Source organism: Halomonas sp. AOP5-B2-8, from assembly GCF_052376475.1.
Taxonomy (GTDB): Bacteria; Pseudomonadota; Gammaproteobacteria; order Pseudomonadales; family Halomonadaceae; genus Vreelandella; species Vreelandella casei.
In genome coordinates this window covers 344,789-362,895 of sequence record NZ_JBQSVS010000001.1, presented here as the reverse complement: position 1 = coordinate 362,895, position 18,107 = coordinate 344,789, and the positions used below count along the sequence as shown (strand labels likewise).

Annotated in this window: 14 protein-coding genes and 1 pseudogene; 9 read left to right on the top strand and 6 right to left on the bottom strand. The window is 57.2% G+C overall.

Features of this window, described 5'->3' with window-relative positions:
- The first annotated feature begins 232 nt into the window (after positions 1–232).
- From ACT3RP_RS01610 to ACT3RP_RS01595, 4 genes and pseudogenes are all read left to right on the top strand, one after another.
- Positions 233–1,213 (top strand): zinc-dependent alcohol dehydrogenase, encoded by a 981-nt coding sequence (locus ACT3RP_RS01610; protein WP_483393096.1) that lies wholly within the window; start codon positions 233–235, stop codon positions 1,211–1,213.
- A 78-nt stretch (positions 1,214–1,291) separates the two neighbouring features.
- The gene (locus ACT3RP_RS01605) at positions 1,292–1,690 is read left to right on the top strand and encodes a 6-pyruvoyl trahydropterin synthase family protein (RefSeq protein WP_441686892.1); all 399 of its coding nucleotides are present in this window, start codon (positions 1,292–1,294) and stop codon (positions 1,688–1,690) included.
- Complete coding sequence (locus tag ACT3RP_RS01600; RefSeq protein ID WP_483393095.1) at positions 1,687–3,624, top strand: glycosyltransferase; 1,938 nt, start codon at positions 1,687–1,689, stop codon at positions 3,622–3,624. The genes ACT3RP_RS01605 and ACT3RP_RS01600 overlap by 4 nt, the downstream gene beginning before the upstream one ends.
- A gap of 4 nt (positions 3,625–3,628) precedes the next feature.
- A pseudogene (locus ACT3RP_RS01595) lies at positions 3,629–4,492 on the top strand (lysylphosphatidylglycerol synthase transmembrane domain-containing protein); the annotation flags it as partial.
- Positions 4,493–4,597: 105 nt separating this feature from the next.
- On the opposite strand, the gene ACT3RP_RS01590 reads toward ACT3RP_RS01595, so the two are convergent.
- Positions 4,598–5,341: a RibD family protein gene (locus ACT3RP_RS01590; protein WP_444647228.1), complete on the bottom strand. Its 744-nt coding sequence runs from the start codon at positions 5,339–5,341 to the stop codon at positions 4,598–4,600.
- A 263-nt stretch (positions 5,342–5,604) separates the two neighbouring features.
- Here ACT3RP_RS01590 and ACT3RP_RS01585 point away from each other — a divergent pair, with 263 nt between their 5' ends.
- Complete coding sequence (locus ACT3RP_RS01585) at positions 5,605–6,708, top strand: GTP cyclohydrolase II (protein ID WP_096281575.1); 1,104 nt, start codon at positions 5,605–5,607, stop codon at positions 6,706–6,708.
- 24 nt (positions 6,709–6,732) lie between these two features.
- Here the strand turns inward: ACT3RP_RS01585 and ACT3RP_RS01580 are convergent, their stop codons facing one another.
- Positions 6,733–7,512 (bottom strand): creatininase family protein, encoded by a 780-nt coding sequence (locus tag ACT3RP_RS01580; RefSeq protein WP_483393094.1) that lies wholly within the window; start codon positions 7,510–7,512, stop codon positions 6,733–6,735.
- Between the two features lie 60 nt (positions 7,513–7,572).
- Complete coding sequence (locus ACT3RP_RS01575) at positions 7,573–9,093, bottom strand: OpgD/OpgG family glucan biosynthesis protein (protein WP_483393093.1); 1,521 nt, start codon at positions 9,091–9,093, stop codon at positions 7,573–7,575.
- A gap of 259 nt (positions 9,094–9,352) precedes the next feature.
- On the opposite strand from ACT3RP_RS01575, the gene ACT3RP_RS01570 reads away from it, so the two are divergent.
- Both ACT3RP_RS01570 and ACT3RP_RS01565 read left to right on the top strand, forming a co-directional pair.
- Positions 9,353–10,933, top strand: coding sequence for an alkaline phosphatase (locus ACT3RP_RS01570; protein ID WP_483393092.1), 1,581 nt, complete (start codon positions 9,353–9,355; stop codon positions 10,931–10,933).
- Between the two features lie 41 nt (positions 10,934–10,974).
- A complete protein-coding gene (locus ACT3RP_RS01565) occupies positions 10,975–12,384 on the top strand; it encodes a mannose-1-phosphate guanylyltransferase/mannose-6-phosphate isomerase (protein WP_483393091.1) in 1,410 nt (469 codons plus the stop codon).
- A 23-nt stretch (positions 12,385–12,407) separates the two neighbouring features.
- Here ACT3RP_RS01565 and ACT3RP_RS01560 read toward each other — a convergent pair whose 3' ends face one another.
- The 3 genes from ACT3RP_RS01560 to ACT3RP_RS01550 all read right to left on the bottom strand — a co-directional run bounded on the left by ACT3RP_RS01560 (position 12,408) and on the right by ACT3RP_RS01550 (position 14,244).
- Positions 12,408–13,343, bottom strand: a complete 936-nt coding sequence (locus tag ACT3RP_RS01560) for a lysophospholipid acyltransferase family protein (RefSeq protein ID WP_483393090.1) — start codon at positions 13,341–13,343, stop codon at positions 12,408–12,410.
- Positions 13,344–13,345: 2 nt separating this feature from the next.
- Positions 13,346–13,732, bottom strand: a complete 387-nt coding sequence (locus ACT3RP_RS01555) for a DUF4870 family protein (RefSeq protein ID WP_441684609.1) — start codon at positions 13,730–13,732, stop codon at positions 13,346–13,348.
- Between the two features lie 128 nt (positions 13,733–13,860).
- Positions 13,861–14,244 (bottom strand): VOC family protein, encoded by a 384-nt coding sequence (locus ACT3RP_RS01550; protein WP_483393089.1) that lies wholly within the window; start codon positions 14,242–14,244, stop codon positions 13,861–13,863.
- A gap of 562 nt (positions 14,245–14,806) precedes the next feature.
- Here ACT3RP_RS01550 and ACT3RP_RS01545 point away from each other — a divergent pair.
- Positions 14,807–16,180, top strand: coding sequence for an MFS transporter (locus ACT3RP_RS01545; RefSeq protein ID WP_096281558.1), 1,374 nt, complete (start codon positions 14,807–14,809; stop codon positions 16,178–16,180).
- A gap of 137 nt (positions 16,181–16,317) precedes the next feature.
- On the top strand, positions 16,318–18,105 hold the full coding sequence (locus ACT3RP_RS01540; protein ID WP_483393088.1) for an acyl-CoA dehydrogenase: 1,788 nt from the start codon (positions 16,318–16,320) through the stop codon (positions 18,103–18,105).
- The last annotated feature ends 2 nt before the right edge of the window (positions 18,106–18,107 follow it).

The window sequence follows — 18,107 nt, the reverse complement described above, 5'->3', positions numbered from 1 at the left end:
TTTAAAAATTGTTAATCGAATATTTTCTTTCCAAGCGCTACGCTGAATTAGGTGAGCCATTGAACACTATTCTGAAGGTGGCCACTGGCTATGTGACAACGCTAACGGGCTTATGGTGCAAGACGTTGTTAGTTCGCAGACTAGCTAGTTCGCAGCCTAGCGATAAAACGTAGCATTCAATGGAATGAGCATGGGCTCGGGTTGGTTGAGCTCGCAACGAAAAGGAATGGCTATGCTGGCGCCTGACTACGCCACTGCCTTTTGGGTGACCAACCCCCAGCAAGGCGAGATGCGGCGTGAAATACTCAAGCCCCCTGGGCAAGATGAAGTGCTTATACGCACCTTGTACAGTGGGGTTAGCCGGGGTACCGAATCGTTGGTATTCAATGGCCGCGTACCGGCGAGCGAGTTTGCGCGCATGCAGGCTCCTTTTCAAAAAGGGACGTTTCCTGGCCCGGTAAAATACGGCTACTGCAGCGTTGGGCGTGTCGAGCATGGCCCTGATGAACTACTGAATAAATCCGTTTTTTGTCTGTTTCCACATCAAGATCACTATGTGGTGCCCGCCTCGGCGGTCGTTGCCATTCCTGCAAATGTGCCTGCTCAACGCGCGGTGCTGACTGCCAATATGGAAACGGCGATTAACGGCGTGTGGGACGCAGAGCCCATGCTGGGCGAGCAGGTGTGCGTCATCGGCGCGGGCGTAGTAGGCGCTTTAGTGGCGTATTTGTGCATCCAAATTCCCGGGGTGAATGTACACCTAATCGATATTAACCCTGAGCGCGAGACCGTTGCCGCCCACCTAGGGGTGGCGTTTAGTACTCCCGACCAGGCCCCTCACAATCAAGACTGCGTTATTCACGCCAGCGGGCACCCTGACGGGCTGCGTCAGGGGCTTGACCTACTGGGTAACGCGGGCCGACTCATTGAGATGAGCTGGTTCGGCGAAGATGACGTGACATTGCCTTTGGGCGGCGCCTTTCATTCCCAGCGCTTGACGCTTCGCGCTAGCCAAGTCGGCCAACTGCCTACGAAACTGCTTTCCCGCTGGGACTATCGCCGCCGCTTAGCGTTAGCGCTAAATTTGCTGGACGACGATCGGCTGGACATTTTAGTGAGTGGTGAAAGCGACTTTCACGATTTCCCCGCGCTTGCACCGCATCTATTGGGGTCAGGAAGCACCGCGCTGTGCCACCGATTACGCTATTCGTAACTTTTTTTATAGCTGTTTTTTATAACTATTTTTTCATAGCTACATTTCAGAACTAATTATTGATGACAAGGAGTCTCTATGTACCGTTTATGCGTCCGTGACCATTTTATGATTGCGCATAGCTTTAAAGGCGAGATTTTTGGCCCTGCCCAGCGTACGCATGGGGCGACCTATGTCGTGGATGTGGTTTTTCAACGCCCTGAGCTAGATGAAGATGGCCTCGTGATCGATATTGGCCTGGCGAGTGAAACGGTAAAAGAGGTGCTTGCGGGCTACAACTTTCGCAATTTGGACGAAGAAGCCGAGTTCTCAGGCAAAAACACCACCACGGAATTTATGGCCAAGGCGATTTTTGACAAGCTCGCCGGCGCGATTGGCGAGGGGGAAATGGGCCAGACGGCCCGTGGTATTACGCATATGGAAATCAAACTCCACGAGTCTCATGTGGCCTGGGCAAGCTTCGAAGGCGCGCTATGAGTCGGCATTTCACGTTAATCGTTGCTGGCGACCCTGCGCAACGCACCGGTGGCTATCTTTACGATGCGCACACCGTCGCAGCCTTGCGTGAGCAGGGCTGGGAGATCGACGTGATCGGCCTTTCTGGTGCGTTTCCTGATCCCGATAGCGAGGCAACACAGCAGCTCACCCAAGCGCTTGAGTCGTTGCCACAAGGGGCGTCGGTGGTGATTGATGGGCTGGCCATGGGGGCATTGCCAGAGGTGATCGCTCTACACGGGCAGCGCTTGGATATTACCTCTCTGCTGCATCATCCGTTAGGTGATGAGCTGGGTCTGAGCGAAGCGGATCAGCAGCGCTTTCATCGCAGTGAACTTGCGGCCCTTGCAGGCGTGGCACGCATTATCGTCACTAGTCATTTTACCGCTCGGCGTGTGCTGGAACTGGCAACGAACTACGCCATGCCGCTCAATGCCGCTATTTCGGTCGTTGAGCCGGGAGTCGCTCAAGCGCCGGTAAGTCGCGCCGACGAGCCAGGCGAGCCGCTGAGGCTGCTGTGTGTGGCGACGGTAACGCCCCGCAAAGGGCAGGACATTTTAGTTCAGGCGTTGGCAGACGTAGCGGGGGATAACTGGCAGTGCGACTGCTATGGCGGTGCGCGTGACGCAGGGTTTGCCCAGCGCGTTCAGCAGCTTATCGAGCAACATCAGCTTACCGGTCGAGTAATCTTGCACGGTGAGTGCGATGATGAAACGCTTGAAGCAGCATACCAGCGTGCCCACGCCCTCGTGTTGCCGTCTTGGTATGAAGGGTACGGCATGGTGATTACTGAGGCGCTGGCCCACGGCCTGCCGGTGATTACCACTACCGGTGGTGCGCTGCGCGATACGCTGCCGCCGGGGGCGGGTTTGAGCGTTCCGCCGGGTGATAGCGAGGCGCTGCAAGATGCCCTTAATCGATTTTGCGGTGACCCCGATTTACGTCATCAGCTTCGTCAAGGCGCTGCGCAAGCACGCCATAGCCTTAATGACTGGCAGGCGGCAGGCGCTGACTTTGCTGCTGCGTTAACCACGCCGAGGGCTCCGCTTGGTTTTAGTGCCGGCAGCCAGTTTGCAGCAGACTGGTTGACGCTGCGCGAAGAGGCTGACATTGCCTCGCGCAGCCAACCGCTGGCCATGCAGGCGTCTGAGTGGCTCAGTGCGCGTGCAGCATCACCCCGCATAGCGGATCTTGGCTGCGGCCGAGGCAGCAATATGCGCTTTCTTGCCCCGCATCTGGGCAGCTACCAGCGCTGGAAATTAATCGATCATGACGCTGGGCTGTTAGAGCAGGCCCAGCAGCGAGTGGTGGAGTTTAGCGATTGTCAGGGGTTGCCCGTAACGGTTGAAACACACTGCGTATCGCTTGAGCCGCTGAGCGATGTGCCGATCAACGACTCACACCTAGTGACCGCGTCAGCGCTGCTTGATTTGGTTTCACAGCAGTGGATTGATGAACTGGTCACTCGCTGTGCTCATCAGCATCAGGCCCTATTGATTGCCTTAAGCGTGACCGGCGAGTGGTACTTTACGGATGTCCTCGACGCCCCGGTAGTAGACGATGAAGATCACTGGATGCTGGCGATGTTTATGGCTCACCAGCAGCGCGATAAAGGACTAGGTGCCGCGCTGGGTGGCCAGGCCCATGACGCGTTAGTCGCCGCCTTAGAAAAGGCGCAGTACCGCATTGAGCAAGCTGAAACGCCTTGGCATCTAAGCGCTGGCAATCGCGAGCAGCTGCCGTTGATGTCGGCGCTGTTGGAAGGCTGGGCGCTGGCCGTAACAGAACAAGTGCCTGAATCATCGGCACGTATTGCCGCCTGGTTGCAGCATCGTCAGCAGGCGGTTGCTGGCGGTGAATTAGGTATCTGGGTGGGGCATCGTGATCTGTTCGCCATGCCCCAGGAAGAGGCGTAAGCCAATGGCCCAGGCGCCGAGAGTCCGCACGCAGCTGCACGCGATGTTAGGCAGCCCATGGCTTCACCATGGCGTTGTCAGCGTCGCCCTGCTGGGAGCAGTCGCACTGTGGGTTGACCCTAGGGCGATCGTTGATGAGGTGCAGCGTTTCTCTGTCGGCTGGGTAGTCCTGGCGTTTGTTATCAGTACGCTACAGATCATGCTCAGCGCTTGGCGTTGGCAGTTCACCGCGGGGCTAATTAACGTGCCGCTGAGATTCGGCTATGCGCTGCGCGAGTATTATCTCGCACTGTTAGTCAATCAGCTGTTGCCAGGAGGAGTGCTAGGCGATGCAGGCCGCGCTCATCGTCATGCCCGCCAAGCACAGTCCCGGGGCAAGGCCTGGCGGGCGGTGATTATTGAACGTGCGTCGGGCCAGCTAGCGTTAGTGCTATTAACGCTAACGGCGCTGCTGTTTTCGCCGCTTTGGCATGCCGCCTTGGGTATGCCCGTGATCACGGTGGTTGGCCTCAGCATAGTGATAGGGCCAGCCTTAGCGATCGTCGGCGGGCTGTTGCTGCGCCATCGCTTTAGCGCCTGGTCTGGGCGGCTGCCAGACTGGAGCCAAGCCTTAGCACGCGATATTAAGCGTGGCTTATTGCAACGCGGCGTGTGGCCTCGGCAACTGCTCTCGTCACTGATGATTGTCTTGAGCTATGGCTTAGTGATGGTCTGCGCAGCCTGGGCGATTGGCGTTGAGCTACCCGTGTTGCAGCTGCTCGCGCTCACGCCGGTATTACTCTTAGCGATGGTGATCCCTTTCTCGGTCGCGGGCTGGGGGCTACGTGAAGGTGCCGCGGCCGGTGTTTGGGCGCTGGTGGGCTTGCCAGCAGCCCAGGGCGTGGCGGTATCGCTGGCTTACGGTGTGTTAGTGCTGCTGGCCAGTTTGCCGGGTATCTGGGTTGCGCTGAGCCGTCGTGAAAAGGCGTCGCCCTCAGGGGGCAGCCTTCCGAAGCAGCATATCGAACAAGGTGTCCTCACCGCAGCGGAAGGTTCGCGTGGGCGGACGCAGCGCTTTATCAAGCGTGTCGATGGGTGTCATTTTCAGCCCCGGCCTGCCGGAGCCAATCAGCAGCGGGGCGATGAGCAGATGCAAACGGTCAACGGCGTGCGCTTCGATGAACTGAGAAACGGTAATGCCGCCACCTTCCACCAGCACGCGATGCAAGCCTCTCTCGGCCAGCAGTGCAATGACATCTTGAGGGTTGAACTGGCTGCTAGCGTTCAGCGGCAGCACGCAGCGCTCAACGTGGGAATGAGACGTCGTCGCCGATACCTCCGGCCCCACAATATGCAGCGTCGGTGCGGTATCTGTTTGCATCAGGGCCAGGCTGCTGGGTACCCGCCCGCGAGGGTCCAGCACGACGCGGGCCGGGTGCTCGCCGCTAACGTGGCGCACGGTCAACTGCGGGTTGTCGGCACAGGCAGTGCCCGCACCGATCACCACGGCGTCGACCATGGCGCGCAGCCGATGCAGATGCACCAAGCTTTCGTGGCCGTTGATATAGTGCGAATGACCGCTTTCCGTTGCGATGCGGCCATCAAGGCTTTGGCCCAACTGAGCGACAACCCATTGAGATTGGCTGGCCAGCGGCGCCAGGCAGTCCAGCAGCTCGCGGGCGTCAGCGCTAACGGCCAGAGACGTTGCCCATTCGCCGCTAGGCGTGAGCTTAATCATCACCGAGCAGGCGCGACAGTAGCGCAGCGCCAGCAGCCACTCCCAGGCATCAGCCGCCTCAATACGGCTATCTTGATGGATGGTTGGCGAGGTAGCGTCCGTGTTGACGTTGGGGTCGGGCATGACGTCTCCGTAATGAAAAGTCCGCTTAATCATGCGGGCGCTGCTTGGTTAAGAGCAAGCACTTCGAGTCAGCACTTCGCAGCAAGCAGCGCCCAGCGCAAGCTATAACAACTCCCACGCCAGGAAGCCAGGAGGCCAACATGTATCAGATTGAACGCGCTATTTTCGATATTCGTCGTGGTTTTCCCGTGGTGATTAATGCCGGCAAACAGCGTTTATTAGTGCAGGCGCTGGAAGGCAGCGAGTCGATAGATGCCCTTGCGCAGCTGGCCGGTAGCCCCCCTTCACTAGTGCTTACTCGCCACCGCTTAGCGGCTATCGGTGTGGCGGTCACCGCTGAGGCGGCAAGCTTACCGCTAGCAGCGAACATTGGCGCTGGTGAACTGCATCGTTTAGCCACCTCAGAAGATCAGCCGTCAGCGGGCAGCGAGCGATTAAAGGGCTTAAAGCCAGCGGCGCTAGCGGAAGTAGGTGCGGTGACGCTCATGCGTCGCGCCCTGCTCATACCCGCAGCACTCTGCGCGTTTGTGAGTGAAAAAGCCGCCGCGGATATTGAGCAGCAGCTTGCCGAAGGGCGGCTGTTAGCCGTTAATGCCAAGGATGCTCAGCAGTGCTTGTCCGGTGTGCCGGGCATGCTTAAGCGGGTGAGCGAAGCGCATATTCCGTTGGAAGAAGCGGCCGACAGCCGCTTCGTGCTCTTTCGTGAGCCCGACGGCCTGCGCGAGCATGTGGCCGTGGTCATTGGCAAGCCGGAAGAGTGGGAAGCAGCGGTGCCGCTGCGTATGCATTCGGCCTGCTTAACGGGAGATCTCTTCGCTAGCCTGCGCTGTGACTGCGGTGAACAGCTGCGCAATGCCGTAAAGGATATTCAGGCCATGGGGGGCGGTGTGCTGCTCTATTTGGCTCAAGAAGGGCGTGGCATTGGTTTAGCTAACAAGCTGCGTGCCTATACGTTGCAAGACGGTGGGCTGGATACGGTCGATGCTGATCAAGTGCTGGGTTTCGGCGATGATGAGCGCCAGTATAGCGTCGCGGTGGACATGCTCAGCGCCCTTAAAATCGACCAGGTGCAACTGCTGACCAATAATCCGCTGAAAATGGACGCCCTGCGCCAAGGCGGCATCGAAGTGGTGTCGCGCCAAGCGCTCTACGGCAGCGTTACCGATCACAATCAGCGCTACCTAAACGCTAAGGCAACCCGTGGCGGGCATCTCTTGGACGATGTGCTAAGCAGCCAGCGCTAATCGCAACCGCCGCTCGTCAGAGCGTTATTCTTGCTCTGCTAACGGTGGCAATTGGGCGGTTTCTGTTACTACCATGGCAAGTTGGCTTGCGTAGTGGCGTACTAACCGCTCTCCTAATTCAATGCTAGCGAGAGTGGCATCACCTGCCACGCCCTGAGCACTTAGGTCTTCTGCTAGCCATGCAAACGCCGCGGCGCCCTCTGCACTGACTAATGCGTTGCCCTGTGGCGCCGCGGTGGGGGCGGCTTGGTAGTCATCAAGCTGCACAAGCGATGGTGCTAAGTGCCGCATCATCGCGGTCTCCAGCAGTCCGCCGTGTAATCCATAGCGTAGTTCTTCAGCATCAATGCCGTCTTCAAGAGGAGGTAGCCGCGTATAGGTCGCTTTTACCACACGCATGGCATATCGCCGCCGCAGCGTTAGCCCGGCGATGTCCATCACCGCTTTGTTACCGCCATGGCTGTTTAGCAGTACCAGGCGGCGAATGCCCGTCTGGGCTAGGCTATCGCCATAGGCTTCCAGAGTGGCAATAGCAAGCGGCGCGGGCAAGCTCAGCGTGCCGGGAAAACTTGCATGCTCATCGCTGGCGCCCACGGAAATTGGCGGTAGGCAAATGACATTAAGCGATTCATTCAACTGCTCCAGCATGGCCGCCTGAAGGCCTAGGCCAATAGTGAGATCAGTGGCTAAAGGCAGGTGAGTGCCATGCTGCTCTATGGCACCGAGCACCAGTACCGCCACCGGGTCGCGCTGGGCGATATCGGCGAGTTGTGAAGAGGTAAGCGCTTGCCAGTGGTAAATCATAGCGTGAACGACCTATAGCGGATGATGAGCCAGATAAGGGATAGCGTTGTGTTGCTTGGGTCAGACATCCGGATACCACACGTAATTCCAGGTTTCGCTAACCGGTTCGCCATTTAAGGTCAGTCTGAGGCTAACATCGCTAGGCTGATCGCTGGCGGGGAGTCTGAAGCTAGCGCGCCAGCCCTTATTAGGTAGGGCGGTGACTTGAGGCAACAGCACCTCACCGTCTTGGATACTGATATCTAGCTCAACCGGTTGGTCGGCCGTTAGCTCATCTAGCGCGCCCCCCTGAAAGTCGATAATAAACTGGCGCTGCCCTGACGAGGCTGAATCTTCCTGCTCGATAATGCCGACACGGCCATGACGGGTGCGAATGACTTGCCCAAGCATTGCGTCTTCTGGCTGAGCATTGAGGGTGTAGGTGCGGTAGTGCAGGCGGCGAGACTCACCGGCCTTCAGCGCGTCATCGGCGACCCAGAAGGCAACAATGTTGTCGTGAGTTTCATCGGCAGTGGGGATCTCAATCAGCTCAACGTGACCAGGGCCCCAGTCGTCTAAAGGCTCCACCCACTGGCTGGGACGGCGATGATACTGGGCCTCCGTATCTAAGTAGCGGTTAAAGTCGCGCTCGCGCTGCATGAGGCCAAACCCCTGTGGCGATGCGTCAATAAACACCGAGGTGTGAAGATCATCAGGGTTATTCAGCGGGCGCCAAATCCACTCATCGCTACCGGTATGCATCAGTAGCCCATCCGAGTCGTGTACCTGCGGGCGAAAATCGTCCGGGCGCTCGCGGCTCGCTTCGCCATAAGTAAACATGCTGGTGAGTGGGGCAACGCCTAGCTTGGCAATATCGTCTCGCGCAAATAGCTCGGCTTCTACTTCCACCTGCGTATCGTCACCGGGCCGGATAATAAAGCGATAGGCGCCGCTGACAGAAGGGCTATCCAACAGTGCCAATAGCTCAAGGTGATCGGCATCAGCAGTGGGCTTATAAAACCAAAATTCGCGGAATGCTGGAAACTCTTCGCCGTCGGGGGACGCCGTATCGATTGCCAGCCCCCGCGTCGAAAGCCCATACACTTGGTCGCGTCCTACGATGCGAAAATAGCTCGCGCCAAGGAAAACCGCTACTTCGTCTGCGTATTCTTCGTTATTGAGTGGATAATGCAGGCGGAATCCCGCATGGCCGCTACCCGATAAATCCTGTTCCTTCAGCGCTTCAGCATTTCCTTCGTAGTTGTAATCCTCGGGCGCAAACGGCAGAGAGGCTACGCTGTCGTTTTCAATGCCCTCGTTCTCAATAACATTGAGCACAATGGGGGTTTGGAAAAGGAAGCCGCTGTGAAATAGCTGTAAGTTAAACGGGCTTTCTTCTTTCCAGTAAGCATGCTCTGGATCAAAGCGAATTTGCCGATAGGTATCGTAACTAATATCACGCAGCGCATCAGGCAGCGTTTCTTCAGGGGCTTGATACGTATTCTCAGCAAGCTGTTGCGCACGTTCAATCACCGCGTTGAAGTGCTGGTCATCGTCGGCAAACGCAGTCGATGCGATCGTGCAGCCGAGTAACACTGTCAATTTGCCAGCCCGCACCCTCCTAGCTCTGTCTTTGCGAGCCCTGTCTTTGCCAACCCGGTCTTTACCAACTTTGTTTTTATCAACCTTGCCTCTATTAACGCTGCTAACACACATGGGCGAAATCCTTTCGACATACATTATTATGGTGTTTTTCAGCAGCCCTATGCCTTGCGCCTGTCTATTGCCTTTCAATAAGGTAGGACACTGATAGCTCTTATCTTAGGTATCTTAAGCTAAAGCAGACACACACGAGAATGCGATGACTCGATTATTATCAACGGTACTGCTGCTCAATCTGCTGCTCATCGCGCCGCTGTGGTGGCGTTTTAGTGATATCAGCTCACATCTGATTGCCTGGGAAGCGTTGGTCATCGCGCCTTTAATGCTGCTGCTTCCTCGTGGCAGGGCTCGCCTCATCGTGGCAGTGGGGCTGGTGAGCTGGGTGGTATTGGCAACGGCAACTAACCTGGGAACTGCCGCGACGCATATGGCCTTTGCCAGGCCACTCAACCTCTATCTCGATTTGCCTTTAATGAGCGCGGTTTATAACTTGCTGGAAGGTAATCTCGGGCAATTTTTGGCCGTGTGCGCAATGCTGGCCGGCGCCGGCTTGCTGCTGGGTATTGCTGCGGGCTTGGCATGGCTGCTACTGCCACCAGCGTCTTACGTTACTAAGCGCATACCCAGAGTGGTTGCATTAGCGCTGCTAGTGATGGCGACCGGCGGTGCAGCGCTTGAGCTTAACGGTATGCGATTAGTGGATAGCGCCCGCCTGCCTTTGGTCAACATCACGCGTTTTCAATGGCAGCAAGTAACTGATACCCATGCTGCTCGCCGTGAATTTATCGCGCAGTTGGAAGATGCGCCTATGCAGGCCCAGGCCCTGCCAGGGCTTGAGGGACATAATGTGCTGCTGACTTTCATTGAGTCTTACGGCATCTCGGCGCTGAATGACCCGCGCTATGCTGACGTGTTGCTGCCCACCCTTGCCGAGATGCAGCAGCGCTTAGAAAAGCGAGATATTCACGTCGTGTCGGGTATGTTAGAAGCCCCGATTCGCGGAGGGCAGTCGTGGCTGGCGCACGCGACCACGCTCAGCGGCCGGTGGATCGACAACCAGTTGTGGTATCGGCTGATGTTAGACAGCGGCCATTCCACGTTGATTGATGATTTTCGTGCCACCGGGCAGCGCACGCTAGCCGTCATGCCCGCTATTACCATGGCGTGGCCGGAAGGCGAGATTTACGGTTTCGATGAAATAGCCGCCGCCAACGATATCGACTACGCCGGCCCTGCCCTTAACTGGGTGACTATGCCCGACCAGTTCACTCTCGATTACACTCAAAAATACCTGCTAGGCGACTCGCCGGTGTTTGCCCAGCAGGCGTTGATTTCTAGCCATGCGCCCTGGACACCGATACTGCCGGTCATTGAAGACTGGTCGTTAATCGAGGATGGCCGCATTTTTGCACCGTGGGAAAACGCCGGCGCCCCGCCAGAAGTGCTGTGGCAAGACATCGAACGTATTCGCGATCACTATGCTTGGTCGGTGGACTACGCTGTAAAAGTCACCGGGCGCTGGGCGGAGCGGGTGGTGGACGACAAAACGCTGATGATCGTTCTTGGTGATCATCAGGCTGCGCCGTTAATTACCGGTGATAATGCTAGCGCGGCGGTGCCGGTGCATATCATCAGTGCAGACCCCGCGCTTCTGGCGCCGTTTATCGCCCGCGGATTTGTACCCGGCACGCTGCCTGCGCTCGAACAGGCTGAAAATGCGCCTAGAATGAGCGAGCTGCGTCACTGGTTACAGGCCGATTTCGGTGAGCCTATTCGCTAAAACGCGTGCTCTGATGCAAGGATGACCACAAGGATGGAACCATGATTCAGCCGGTAATTTTAAGCGGTGGTAGCGGCACTCGGCTTTGGCCGCTATCAAGAGAGCAAATGCCTAAACAATTTTTGCGCTTAACGTCGCCGCAGAGTTTGTTGCAGCAAACGCTGAGGCGCTTAGTCGGGCTGACCGATAAAGCCCCGATGCTGATGGGGCATCAGAGCCACCGGTTCTTAATGGCCGAACAGCTGCGCGAAATGAATCAAGCGGCTACGCTGGTGCTTGAGCCCGAAGGGCGTAATACCGCACCCGCGATTGCCTGTGCGGCATTGCTGGCGCGGCAAGCCGGCGATGATCCGCTACTCCTGGTGCTGCCGGCGGATCATGAAATAGGCGATGTTGGCGCATTTCAGCACAGCGTTGCGCTTGCCACGCCGCTCGCCGAAGCAGGCTACCTGGTGACGTTTGGCGTCGTGCCGACCCAGCCTGAAACTGGCTATGGCTACATTGCCTGCGGTGCGCCCTTAGACGGGGGGCATCATCTTGCCGCATTTATCGAAAAGCCTGACGCCGAGCGCGCCGCTAAGCTGGTAGCAAGCGGCGACTACCTGTGGAACAGCGGCATGTTTTTGCTGCGTGCTTCAAGCTATTTAGAGCAGTTAGAGCGCCTGCAGCCGACGATGCTTGCGGCCTGCGTGGAGGCGGTTAGCTCGGCCCATCGCGACTTAGATTTTCTGCGCCTGGGCGAAGAGGCATTTTGCCGCTGCCCGGGGGACTCTATCGACTATGCGGTCATGGAACACTGCGAGCGCGCCGCGGTGGTGCCGCTGAGGGCGCAGTGGAGCGACATCGGTAGTTTTGATGCGCTGTGGGCAACGGTAGTGCCTGATGAAGCTGGTAACGCTGCCAAAGGCGATACCTGGCTAACCGATACCCAGGACTCGCTGGTAATTGCCGAACATCGCTTGGTGGCAACGCTGGGTGTGCAAAATCTGATTGTCGTGGAAACATCTGACAGCGTATTAATCGCTCACCGTGAGCAGGCACAGCAGGTCAAACAGCTGGTGGCGGCACTCTCTCTGGCGGGGCGTCGCGAGCCTGAATGCGCGCCTCAGGTTCAGCGTCCTTGGGGAAGCTTTCAAGCGATGGATAGCGGCGAGCGTTATCAGGTGAAGCACATTACTGTGAAACCCGGTGGGCGGCTGTCGTTGCAGCGCCACCATCACCGCGCTGAACACTGGGTAGTGGTGAGCGGCACGGCACGGGTGACGATTGAAGAGCGGAGTTTCTTAGTCTGTGAAAATCAGTCGACCTATATTCCCATCGGGGCGCTTCACCGGCTGGAAAACACTGGCAAGATTCCTCTTGAATTGATCGAAGTGCAGTCGGGAAGCTACCTGGGCGAGGACGATATAGAGCGCTTAGACGATGTGTATGCCCGTGACAATAACGAGTAATCTGCCGTAAGAATGAGGCGTTATCAATACGGTCGAAAGTCGCGAAAGTTGGGCAATTGCTGCTGTTCTTGCACCACTTTACGGTAGCGTTTGTACTCCCACTGATACTGCGCGGGGTCCAGGGCAATGGCGTTTTCTACGCAAGCGTTGACCCCCGTGGCAGACTCCACGTCATCGGCGCTATAAACGCGCTCGTCGGCATCTAGAAAGTGGATCTCAAAGCCTTTGCCAGGAACGCGCAGCGCCACGCCGGTGACGACTCTTGCTTGGGTACGCGCCACTAGTTTTGGCAGCAGCGTGGCGGTGTAGGCATCGCGACCAAAAAAAGGTGCGAAAACACCGCTGCCCCAGTCGGGTTCTTGGTCGGGCAATATGCCAATAGCTTCGCTACGTTTAAGCGCTTTGAGCAGTGCCGCGACGCCGCGAGGATTCGTCGGCACTAGGCTTGCTCCCATACGCTCTCGGCCATGGCGAATGATGGGGTCTAAAGCGGTAATTTTGGGTGGCTCGTACATGGCGGTAAAGGGGAAGTGGCTCGACAGCCAAAAGTTGAGCACTTCCCAGTTACCAAAGTGCGGGGCTAGCACAATCACTCCACGGCCTTGCGACCGGGCGCTATCGAGTTTGTCACGCCCATAGACCGCCAAAATTCCCGCTTCAACGTTATCCGGCTCCGCCATCCAGGCATGCCCAAGCTCTAACATGGTTGCCGTTGAGTGGCGCAGGCTATGCCTGGCAAGCGTCTTGCGTTCGGCAGCCGAAAAATGGGGGTAAACAACGCCCAAGTTGCGCTCTGTGATAAAGCGTTCACGCTTGCTAAAGCGGTAAACCTGAGGCCCTAGCGCTGAGGAAACCCGCCACAGGCGTGAGAGCGACCAGCCTGACAAATGACGCCAAAGCCCGCTAATGGCACTGGCTTTTGAGAAACGCCCATCGGATTCAGACCTGTGCTGAGTCATTATTAGAGCAGCCAAGTATCTACGTTGGTGGGTGCACGCTTCTCTTGCAGCCCTTTAAAGCCCTTAACGCAGCGGATGATCAGCCATACGCCGAGCGCCAACAGTAATGGAAAACCGATCAGTATGAAGGTCAAGAGCGAAAACACGATGCCGTACACCAGCCCTATCCAGAAGGTGCGAATCTGGTAGCGATAGTGCTCTTCTAGCCAGGCAGGGCCTTTGCCTTTATACACATAGGCGATGACCACCCCGATAACTGACGTAAAACCGAGAAAAAAACTGGCCAGATAAAGCGCATAAATAACCATCGCCAGCGTGGTGTCGGGCTGGTGGCGCTGTTCTTCGCTGATTATTTCGCCTTCAAGCGGCGCATTGGCGTTATCACGCATAGCGTTTCCTTTCGATCAATCTGTATAAGGGCATAGAGCTCGCTGCGCATTACCCAGCACAGCGGCTGCTGTTCAAGGGCCGTATGATACCTTGCGATCCCCGGCTTGGCATTAACGCGGGCCAATGCTTAGCGTGAAGAAGCTCGGCAAATCTCCAGCAGGTTGCCGTCCGGGTCGCGCAGATAAATTGACTCAATCGGCCCGTTGGCGCCCTGGCGAGCCACAGGCCCAAGCTCCACGTCAATCGTCAAGGCGTCCAGATGCTGCTTAAATTCGTCCAGCGGCAGCTGGCAGCGCAGGCATAAATCCAGGCTGCCGGGAGTAGGCGTTGCGGAGACGGGGGCGATATCGGTGTCTGTTTGATGCAGACGTAGCGCGGTATCCCCAAGCATTAGATCGACCCGCTGGGCATCGCGATAGCGTACGTCTAAGCCTAGCACGCGGGAGTAAAAATCCACCGCGCGCCCCATGTCCGTGACGGTAACAACAAGATGATCCAGACCTGTTAGCATGCCTCTTTCCTTAAACCATAGCGATAAGCCAGAGAATACGATGATGCGCCGCTGCCCGCTATGCGCGGAAACTTACACTGCGCTTTACCACAGGGACCAGCGTCGTGACTATGACCAGTGTGCCACGTGCGCGCTGGTATGTGTTCCCCCCGGAGCAGCATTTGAGCGCCGCCGCTGCCAAAGCCGAATACGATAAACATCAAAACTCGCCGCATGATACGGGATGCCGGCGCTTTTTAGGGCGTTTATTTACCCCACTGGCACTATATTAGCGACCCCCACGCACGTTAGCTTTTTTAGTGAAGCGACCTTTCGCTGGTGGGCACAAGAGAATAATTTGGTAGTGGAATTTCCTGGCCCCGACACGGTTATTGTTTAGAAACCGCCAGCGCGAGTGAGCGAAGCATTCGAAAAGCATTGACTTTGCACCATTGAGGGCAATAATTGCGCGCCGATACCCCAGCCTGACTAGGTGTGCCAGGTGAGATGACGGTGGTTTTGAGCACATTTGGCAACATGTTTCATGCGTGTTTTTCACTCCTGTAGGCAAGGTGAGGTTTTCATGTCGCGGCAACTATTAGCCATGGCGCTGGCGCCCCTGTTAGGGCTATTCATTCTCGGGATTGGCAACGGTTTTCTTGCCACCTTAATTACCGTGCGTCTGGACGCCGCCGGTGAGTCGGCCACGGTGATCGGTATTGTGTCGTCGGCTTACTTTATCGGCTTAGCGTTGGGTGCGCTGGTGAATGATCGCCTGTTGCTGCGCATTGGCCACATTCGTGCCTACGGTAGTTTCGCCTCACTCGTCGCAGTTACGGTGCTGCTGCAGGGCTTGTTTTTCGACCCATGGGCCTGGTTTGGCCTACGCCTGATTGGCGGCTGGGCGACGGTGGGCGTTTATCTGGTCATTGAAAGCTGGCTGCTGACCGCCGGGGATCAAAAGGTCCGCGGCCGCCTGCTGGCGCTGTATATGATTTCGCTATATGGCGCCGGGGTCTTGGGCCAGCTACTGCTAGGCGTGACTAACGCCATGGGCGTCACCGCGCCCTTTATGGTGATTGGTTTGCTGGCCTCGCTATCCGTCCTGCCAATGGCAATGATTCCCCGTGTCTCGCCGATCATGGAACATGCCGAACCGCTGCCTCCCCATCGTTTGATTATGCTGACACCCACCGGGGTGATGGGTAGTTTGGGCTCGGGCATGGTAGTGGCGGCGGCCTATACGCTGCTACCGCTCTATTTGCAGCGTAACGGTATGAGCGTTAGCCAGGTAGGGCAGATGATGGCCGTGGTGATTATGGGCGCCATGCTGCTGCAGTATCCGATTGGCCGCTGGTCGGACCGCCACGACCGTCAGATGGTGTTGATTGGGATTAGCGGCTTCTGTGTATTGATTTCGGCGGCGATACTCTGGCTGCCGCTCTCAACCCCGCTGTTAGCAGGGCTGCTGTTCTTGCTCGGCGGCGGGGTGTTTGCTCTTTACCCTGTCGCGGTTAGCCATGCCGCTGACCGTGCACCCGCGGGCGCCTTAGTGCGTATGAGCCAGGGCTTGCTGTTGATCAATTCGATTGGCGCCACGCTAAGCCCGCTAATGATTTCACCGGTCATGACGGCGATAGGCGACGCAGGTCTATTCTGGGCTTTTGGTTCGCTCAGCCTGTTCCTCGTCATGTTCTTTTCCTGGCGTCGCCATGTTCGCCCAGCGCCGGTGCCCGTGGCTCCATTTACGCCAACAACGCCAATGACCGCAGCGGGTGCCGAGCTAGTGGTGACCGAAGAATTAATGCAGGGCGCGCTAGAGCACGAGCACCTGGAAGATTTGTCCGACGCGGTATGGGATGTTGACGCCGTTGAGCCCGTGGTAGGGCCGCCTGCCGAAGATGAAAGTCATATCACCTATTATGATGACGTGGAGCAGATGGGCGTGCGCAAGTAGCGCAATATAGAGGCATTATTGGCGGCGGCTGATACCTTGGGCTAATGGTGTCTGGGCGAGAGTATTACTACTATCGTAGCGCTACTTTCAAACAATTGTTTAAGAACGCCCAGATTCACTCTCTGCCGAGGTTCGCCATGAATGTTTACGCTGCGCCCGTACGCGACTTGCGCTTTGTGCTCGAAGAGCTGCTCGCGCATCGCTCGCTAAGCCTGCCAGGCTTTGAAGAAGCTACGCCCGATTTAGTTGAGGCAGTGCTTGAAGAAGCGGCAAAGCTTGCGGGCGATGTCTGGGGGCCGCTAAATGCTAGCGGTGATCGACAGGGTGCCAAGCGTCATACCGACGGCAGCGTGACGTCACCGGATGGCTTTGCAGCGGCTTATCAGGCGTATGTAGAGGGTGGCTGGAACGGTATTGGCGTATCCGAGGCGTTAGGTGGGCAGAATTTGCCTGAAGTGGTGGCCAGTGCCGTTCAGGAAATGCTTCACGGTGCCAATATGGCGCTAGGTCTTTGCCCCATGCTAACCGCTGGCGCTATCGAGGCGCTGGCGCACCACGGCAGCGATGCCCTCAAATCCACTTACTTGCCCAAATTAGTGGAAGGTAGCTGGACGGGCACGATGAACCTTACCGAATCCCAAGCGGGGTCGGACCTTTCCCAAGTGCGCACTCGCGCCGTGCCCGAAAACGATCACTACCGCATTAGCGGCCAGAAAATCTATATCACCTGGGGCGAGCACGACGCCGCTGACAATATCATTCATCTAGTCCTGGCCCGAAAGCCCGATGCGCCGCAAGGCAATAAAGGCATTTCACTGTTTTTAGTGCCCAAGTTTTTGGTCAATGACGACGGCTCGCTTGGAGAGCGCAACGACGTCACCTGTGCATCCATTGAGCATAAGCTGGGCATTCACGGTTCCCCCACCTGCACGCTAAGCTTTGGTGAAAATGGCGGTGCGATTGGCTACTTGGTCGGCCAGGAAGGGCGTGGTCTGAATCATATGTTTACCATGATGAACGAGGCTCGCCACAAAGTAGGTGTCCAGGGCATTGGCGTGGCTGAGCGTGCCTGCCAGCATGCCTTCGCCTACGCGCTTGAGCGTCGTCAGGGGCGAGCGCCGGCCTCGCGTGGCGGTGCTGAATGCAGTATTAGCGATCATTTCGACGTGCGCCGTATGCTACTTTCAATGCGCTCGCGTACCGATGCATTGCGGGCACTGGCGCTGTATTGCGCCGCCGAGCTGGATACAGCCCGTCATGCAGACAGCCGCGATACGCGCAGCGCTGCACAGGCCCGCGCCGATATTCTTATTCCGGTGATTAAAAGTTTTTCCACTGACCAGGCGGTTGATATCGCGTCCATGGGCATTCAGGTGCACGGAGGGATGGGCTACGTGGAAGAGACCGGCGTAGCTCAGCTGCTGCGCGATGCGCGGATTGCTCCGATTTACGAAGGTACTAATGGCATTCAGGCGCTTGATTTGGCAGGGCGTAAGCTTCAACGCGATGGTGGCGAGGCGCTAACTGCGCTGCTAGATGACGTTGCCACTACCGTCGAACAGCTCAACGCGAACCCTGCGCTTGCTGCGTTAGGCAGTGGCTTAGCCGCCGGCTTAGACGATCTAAAAACCGCCCAAGCGATAGTGCTCAAGCAGGGCGCCGACCCTGAAAAAGGGGCGGACGCGGTGCAGGCCTACGCCACGCCGTTTCTCAGCTTAGCGGGGCACGTGCTGTGCGCCTGGCAAATGGGGCAAGCGGCGCTCAGTGCTCAAGTTGCGCTTGATAACGGCAGCGACGACCCTTTCTACGCTGCCAAGCTGCGCAGCGCAGAGTTTGCTATCACTCAATGGCTGCCGGTTGGCCGTGCCCAGCGCGCGGTCATTGAGGCGGGCATGCAATGCCTTAGCGACTTTGAGATTCATTGACG

Coding starts and splice junctions, on each gene's coding strand:
- ACT3RP_RS01590 (WP_444647228.1), bottom strand. CDS start 5,341: ATGATTAAGCTCACGCCTAGCGGCGAATGGGCAACGTCTCTGGCCGTT.
- ACT3RP_RS01580 (WP_483393094.1), bottom strand. CDS start 7,512: ATGATTTACCACTGGCAAGCGCTTACCTCTTCACAACTCGCCGATATC.
- ACT3RP_RS01540 (WP_483393088.1), top strand. CDS start 16,318: ATGAATGTTTACGCTGCGCCCGTACGCGACTTGCGCTTTGTGCTCGAA.
- ACT3RP_RS01560 (WP_483393090.1), bottom strand. CDS start 13,343: ATGACTCAGCACAGGTCTGAATCCGATGGGCGTTTCTCAAAAGCCAGT.
- ACT3RP_RS01585 (WP_096281575.1), top strand. CDS start 5,605: ATGTATCAGATTGAACGCGCTATTTTCGATATTCGTCGTGGTTTTCCC.
- ACT3RP_RS01610 (WP_483393096.1), top strand. CDS start 233: ATGCTGGCGCCTGACTACGCCACTGCCTTTTGGGTGACCAACCCCCAG.
- ACT3RP_RS01570 (WP_483393092.1), top strand. CDS start 9,353: ATGACTCGATTATTATCAACGGTACTGCTGCTCAATCTGCTGCTCATC.
- ACT3RP_RS01605 (WP_441686892.1), top strand. CDS start 1,292: ATGTACCGTTTATGCGTCCGTGACCATTTTATGATTGCGCATAGCTTT.
- ACT3RP_RS01555 (WP_441684609.1), bottom strand. CDS start 13,732: ATGCGTGATAACGCCAATGCGCCGCTTGAAGGCGAAATAATCAGCGAA.
- ACT3RP_RS01600 (WP_483393095.1), top strand. CDS start 1,687: ATGAGTCGGCATTTCACGTTAATCGTTGCTGGCGACCCTGCGCAACGC.
- ACT3RP_RS01565 (WP_483393091.1), top strand. CDS start 10,975: ATGATTCAGCCGGTAATTTTAAGCGGTGGTAGCGGCACTCGGCTTTGG.
- ACT3RP_RS01550 (WP_483393089.1), bottom strand. CDS start 14,244: ATGCTAACAGGTCTGGATCATCTTGTTGTTACCGTCACGGACATGGGG.
- ACT3RP_RS01545 (WP_096281558.1), top strand. CDS start 14,807: ATGTCGCGGCAACTATTAGCCATGGCGCTGGCGCCCCTGTTAGGGCTA.